Origin of the sequence: Promineifilum sp. (SeqCode) (assembly GCF_041918635.1) — a bacterium.
GTDB lineage: Bacteria > Chloroflexota > Anaerolineae > Promineifilales > Promineifilaceae > Promineifilum.
Genome location: NZ_JAYRVJ010000738.1, coordinates 1 through 1945 on the forward strand (window position 1 = coordinate 1; position 1945 = coordinate 1945).

General features: G+C 67.6%; 1 protein-coding gene. It reads right to left on the reverse strand.

Annotated features, from left to right (window positions below):
* On the reverse strand, positions 1-1945 hold a 1945-nt coding region (locus tag ACE3UY_RS21430; protein ID WP_374689514.1), incomplete at both ends, for a xanthine dehydrogenase family protein molybdopterin-binding subunit.

The following is a 1945-nucleotide window of genomic DNA, read 5'->3' on the forward strand; positions in this document are numbered from 1 at the left end:
GGCCGTCAGGGGGTTAATGGGCACGCCCGCGTCCACGGCCATGACCAGCTTGGTCACCGTCACCTGGCCCGTCTCCGTATCCACCTCCACCTCGGCGAACTGCCCGGCGAAGGGCGGCGGCGAGGCGCTGCTGACGTAGGAGGCCGTCGCCATGATCTGCCGCTGGTCGTGCTGGTGCAACGAGTGCAGGGCGATGCGCTCCATGCTGACCGAGCGACCGTCTGGCGCGATGGCCTGCCGGTTCTCCAGCCGGATGTCCCGCCACTCCGGCAGGTCGAGCATCAGCGCCGCCCGTTCGCGCACCTGATCGGCCACCTGCGCCGCGGCGCGGGTCACGGCCGTGCCGGAGATGTAGGTCGTCGAGCTGGCATAGGCGCCGGTATCGAAGGGGGTCATGTCGGTGTCGCTGGAGTAGATGATCACGTCCGATAGGGGTATGCCCAGCACCTCGGCCGCCATCTGGGCCAGGATGGTGTCGGAGCCGGTTCCCAGATCGGTCGCGCCGACCATCAGGTTAAACGAGCCGTCATCATTGATCTTGATGCTGGCCCCGCCCATATCCAGGCCGGGGATGGCCGTGCCATGCATACCCATCGCCGCGCCCAGCCCACGCCGGACGTGGGGCTTGCCGGGTACGGTGCGCCAGGCCGGGTCGTCCTTGCGCTCCCAACCGATGGCGGCCATACCCTGGGTGAAGCACTCCGCCAGCCCGCACGACTGGATCTGCGGCGCGTCGATCACGGTCTGTTTCTCGCCCTCGCCCAGCAGCACGGCCATCGGCAGTGTGTCGCCGGCCTGCACCCAGTTCTTGCGGCGCAGGTCGATGGGATCCATGCCCAGCCCATGGGCGATCTCGTCCATGTGGCATTCCAGCGCGAAGAGCGCCTGCGGGCCGCCGTACCCTCGGTAGGCCCCCGGCACGGGCAGGTTGGTGTAGACGACGTGGCAGTCGAAGCGCCGGTTGGGGCAGTTGTAGCTGCTCAGACCGCGCAGGCCGGACACAGTCAGCACGGTCAGACCGTGCGTGCCGTAGGCCCCCGTGTTGCCGAGCACCTTCATCTCCATGCTGTGCAGCGTGCCGTCGGCCATCACACCCGTCTTGTAGGTGATCGTCTCGGGGTGGCGCGTGCGGCTGCTGTGGAACTCCTCGGCGCGGGTCAACTCCAGCCGGACGGGCCGGCCGGTGGCGATGGTCAGGTGGCCGACGATATCCTCGATCAGCATCTCCTGCTTCACGCCAAAGCCGCCGCCGATGCGCGGCTTGATAACGCGAATGCGGCTGACCGGCAGCCCCAACAGCGGCGCGACCATCCGCCGCACGTGGAAGGGCACTTGCGTGGAGGTGCGGATGACCAGCCGCTCGTCCGCGTCCCACCAGCTGATGGCGATGTGCGGCTCGATGGGCGCTTGCTGCACCTGGTGCACGTAATAGGTGTACTCGAAGACGTGGTCGGCCTCAGCGAAGCCCTGGGCCACGTCGCCCAACTCGGCGTGGATATGGTGGACGACGTTGCGCGCCGCGTCGTGGATGCCAACCGTGTCTTCTTCGTCGTGGATGACCGGCGCGTCCGGCTGCATGGCTTCGTTCTCGTCGAAGACGGTTGGCAGCACCTCATAGGTCACGTGGATGTGCTTCAGCGCCTCCTCGGCGATCTCCAGCGTGTCGGCGGCCACCGCGGCCACCCGGTCGCCGACGTAGCGCACCTTGTTGTCGAAGCTGACCTGATCGTGCGGCGGCGGGTTGGGGTAAGACTGGCCGCCGGAGGCGTATTTCACCCGCTCGACGTTCTTGTAATGGACGACTGCCCGCACCCCGGGCAACGCCCGCGCCGCGCTGTCGTCAATGTCCACGATCCGCGCGTGGGCGTGGGGGCTGATCAGCAACCGGGCGTAGAGCATCCCGCGCATCTCGATGTCGTCTACGAAAGCCGGGTTGCCCTTAGCC